General features: G+C 69.3%; 4 protein-coding genes. All 4 read right to left on the bottom strand.

The annotated features are described in order from the left end of the window. Positions 1-293: 293 nt before the first annotated feature. On the bottom strand, positions 294-869 hold the full coding sequence (gene hpt, locus AC1DTF_RS32155) for a hypoxanthine phosphoribosyltransferase (protein ID WP_057170810.1): 576 nt from the start codon (positions 867-869) through the stop codon (positions 294-296). A gap of 13 nt (positions 870-882) precedes the next feature. Then, positions 883-1,839: a tRNA lysidine(34) synthetase TilS gene (tilS, locus tag AC1DTF_RS32150; protein ID WP_477477009.1), complete on the bottom strand. Its 957-nt coding sequence runs from the start codon at positions 1,837-1,839 to the stop codon at positions 883-885. Then, positions 1,818-2,912 (bottom strand): zinc-dependent metalloprotease, encoded by a 1,095-nt coding sequence (locus tag AC1DTF_RS32145; RefSeq protein WP_477477008.1) that lies wholly within the window; start codon positions 2,910-2,912, stop codon positions 1,818-1,820. The genes tilS and AC1DTF_RS32145 overlap by 22 nt, the downstream gene beginning before the upstream one ends. Next, positions 2,909-3,957: D-alanyl-D-alanine carboxypeptidase/D-alanyl-D-alanine endopeptidase (gene dacB, locus AC1DTF_RS32140; protein WP_477477007.1), on the bottom strand; the 1,049-nt coding region annotated here is incomplete at its 5' end. The genes dacB and AC1DTF_RS32145, both read right to left, overlap by 4 nt.

The raw sequence follows: 3,957 nt of genomic DNA, 5'->3' as shown, positions 1-3,957 counted from the left end.
GGTTGAGGTTGGTGTGGTAACCCCGAAACCTAGAGGCACACCGCGTGCGCGTCCTTCATCTCTGCGTGGACACGCCGAGAGCGCTTGTGCTGCAGTATTAACCGACCCTGAACAGCAAGAAAGCGCCCACTAGAACACTAGGAGCGCCACTTGTGTTCGATACTACGCGGCCCAAAGACCCCGCGCAAGGTGTTGATCTAGAGCACGGCAACGCTCGGAAGTCGTTCTACGCGTTACCCACATACACACAGACGGACGCATCCCGCGAGTAAAGCGTCATCTCTGCAGAACCTCTAGCGGTTCTCGTAGACCTTGGGCTCCAGCGTGCCGATATAGGGCAGATCGCGGTAGCGCTCGGCGTAGTCCAGCCCGTAGCCGACCACGAACTCGTTGGGGATGTCGAAGCCGACGTACTCGATCTCCACATCGGCGCGCACGGCATCAGGCTTGCGCAGCAACGTGCATACCTTCAGCGACCGCGGACGCCGCGTCGCGAGGTTGCGCAGCAGCCAGGACAGGGTGAGCCCGGAATCGACGATGTCCTCGACGATCAGCACATCGCGGTCGTTGATATCGCGATCCAGGTCCTTGAGGATGCGCACCACACCCGAAGATGATGTCGAGGATCCGTACGAGCTGACCGCCATGAACTCCAACTGGGTGGGCACCGGGATGGCCCGGGCCAGGTCCGTGACGAACAGGACCGCGCCCTTGAGAACAGTGATCAGCAGCAGGTCCTGATCGGGCCCGCCGTCGCGGAAATCCGCGGCGATCAGTTCTGCCAGTTCGGCGGTCTTGGCCTTGATCTGGTCTTCGGACAGCAAGACCGACTTGATATCGCCCGGATACAACTCCGCAGTCACCGTCACAGCGTAGCCGGGATCAGGCGACCGGCTGACCGTAGAGCACCAGAGCGCCGTTCCGGCGGCCCGCGAACAGACGCTCCCGGGTCAATCCGCTCGGCACCGCGACCCCGCCCTGACCCCGCCACGCCGTGACCAGAAGGTCGACGGAACGGATCTGGGCGTCGGTGAGATCGCAGGCTCCCCCGGCCAGCAGCCAGCTCCGGATGACACGGCGCCGGACGGCGGCGGACAGGCCGTCCAGGTCGGCGATCGGCAGGGCGCCCGCCCCGATCCCGATCTCGGCGGCCGCGGCATCCAGCGCCTCGGTGTCCTCGCGCAGCGCAGCGGCGGTGCGGGCCAGCGCCTCGGCCACCCCACCGCCGAGCACCTGCTCCAGCAGCGGGAGCACCTCGGTGCGCAGCCGGACCCGGGTGAAACGCGGGTCGCTGTTGTGCGGATCCTGCCAGGGCGTCAGACCCAGTTCGGAGCACGCCGCCACCGTCGTAGCCCGGCGCACCCCGAGCAGCGGACGGCACCAGGGCGCGTCGTGGGCCCGCATCCCGGCCAGCGACCGGGCGCCCGACCCCCTGCCCAGGCCCAGCAGCACCGTCTCGGCCTGATCGTCGAGGGTGTGCGCCAACAGCACCGGCGCACCGTCCCGGGCGGTCTGCAGTGCCGCGTAGCGGGCCGTTCTCGCCGCCGCCTCCGGTCCCCCGGCGGATCCGACCTCGACCCGGAGAATCTGTGCGCCAACGCATCCGAGCGCGATGGCCTGTGCGTGGGTCTGTTCGGCGACGGCGACCGAGTCGGCCTGCAGGCCGTGATCCACGATCAACGCCGTGGTGGGCCGCAACCGGGCGGCGACCGCCGTCAGTGCCAGCGAGTCCGCACCGCCGGAGAGCCCCACACACCAGCGCTCATCGTCGCCGAGACGGGCCTTGGCGAACGCCGCGACCACCGCGCGTAGCTGCGCTACAGGACCCGATCGATCCATCGCTGCGGTTCTTCGATCTCATCGGGCCTGGGCAGGGTGCCGGCGTCGGTCCAGATGACGTTGAAGCGGTCCATTCCGACCCGCGCCACCACCTCGTCGACGAACACCTTGCCCCGGGTGTACTGGTTGAGCTTGGCGTCGAAACCCAGCAGGGTGCGGATGATGCGTTGCAGCGGTGGCTGTTTGCGTTGCCGACGTTCGTCGAACCGGCGGCGGATGGTCGCCACCGTCGGCACCACGGCGGGCCCGACGGCGTCCATCACGTGCTCGGCATGCCCCTCCAGCAGGGTGCCCAGCACCAGCAGCCGGTCCAGCGCCTCGCGTTGCGGCTCGGCTTGCACGGCGCGCAACAAGCCGAGCACGCCCGCCGAATTCACGTCGACCGGCTTACCGCCGCGCTGGGCGCGGACATGGGCGCTGAGCCTGCCGATGACATCGCCGACCTGCTCGCCGCCATCATTGGTCAGCACGGCCAGCGAGGACGACATGTGTTCGGCCAGCCACGGATTCGCCCGGAACTGCACCCGGTGGGTGACCTCGTGCAGGCACACCCAGAGCCGGAAGTCGGCGGGCTTGACCCGCAGTTGCCGTTCCACCGCAATGACATTCGGGTAGACCAGCAGCAGCTCCCCGCGTGACTGACTCCCCGGGTCGCTTCGCTCCTGCCCGCCGTCGTTGCCGAAGGGGTCGTACTGCCCCAGGATCCCCGACGAGATGAACGCCAGCACAGCACCGGTCTGAGCGCCGGTCACCTTGGCCGTCAGCGCACCGCCGGGCCCCTTCGACGTCTGCTCCGCAGCGCCGGTCATCACCCGCATCGACTGCGTCGCCGCGCGCACCCACATCTTGCGGTCGATCACCCGGGCCTCGGGGACCTCGGCACCCTCGTTGAGGTGAGTCACCTCGCGCACCGGTAATTCCGCGGAGCGGGCCGACTCGTAGAGCTGCGCGATCGCCTGATCGCGGGTGTAGTCGGTGGTCGCCGGCCCGGGCCTGCTCAGCTTGGCACCGATATCGGCGGCGAAGGTCCAGTCGACCGCACCGCCCACCGAGCTGCCTCCCCGGTCGCTCATCCGCCGCACCCGCAGGACCGCAATTTGGCGGCCAGTGCATCCAGCGACGTGCGTCCCGTGGGCCCGGCGTTGTTCGAGATCAACGCAAAGGTCAGCACCCGGCCGCTGGAATCGGTGACGATGCCGGCCAACGAGTTGGTGCCGGTGAGCGAGCCGGTCTTGGCGCGCAGCCAGCCCGCCGACTCCCGGCCCTCATCGGTGTCCAGGTACCGGTTGGACAGGGTGCCGCTGCCGCCGGCGATGGGCAACAGGTCCACCAGCGGGCGCAGCTGCGGCTGGTCCGCACCGACCGCGGCGGCGATGACACCGTCCAGGGTCAGCGCGGTGAGCCGGTTGTCCACCGACAGCCCGCTGGAGTCCAGCAGGGTGGCGTTGGCGGTGTCCACGCCGGCGCCGCGCAACTGGCCGAGCACCGCCTGCACCGCCCCGTCGAAACTCTGCGGACGGTTCAGCGCGGCGGCCACCTCGCGGCCGATCGACTCGGCCATCACATTGTCGGACTCGTTCATCATCTGGCGCAGCCGCTCGATGAGCGGGGGCGAGTGCACCTCGGCGAGTTCCTCGGCGTCCGACGAGATCGATGTCACGGTGACGGTGGCCGGGTCCACACCGAGTGCGGTGGCCAGCGCGCGACCGGCGTCCAGGCCCGGTGTCCGGGACCGTCGCGATTCGGGCGAGACCGGCTGGGTTCGACCGCCGTCGAGCATCACCGATTCGATCGGGGCGATATCGCCGCCGTCGATGTCCAGCGGATCCCACCCCGGCGCCATCGTCGGCCCGCTGTACTCACCGAGGTCGACCTGCACGGCGGTGACGCGGGTGCCGTTCTCCCGGACCTGCCCGGCCAGGTCGCTGATCCGGGCAGCGCCTTTGTACCAGGTGCGCTTGTCGGCGGCAACGGCCGACAGCGTCGGGTCCCCGCCGCCGTGCAGCACCACCACACCGGGCCGGTCACCGGCGACCACCCGGGTGGTCAGCGTCGCGTCACGGTCCAGGGTCAGCAGGGCGGCCGCGGTGGTGAGCACCTTGTTCGTCGACGCAGGCT

Source organism: Mycobacterium sp. P4_H6 (genome assembly GCF_056400845.1).
This window is presented reverse-complemented; position numbering and strand designations above follow the sequence as displayed.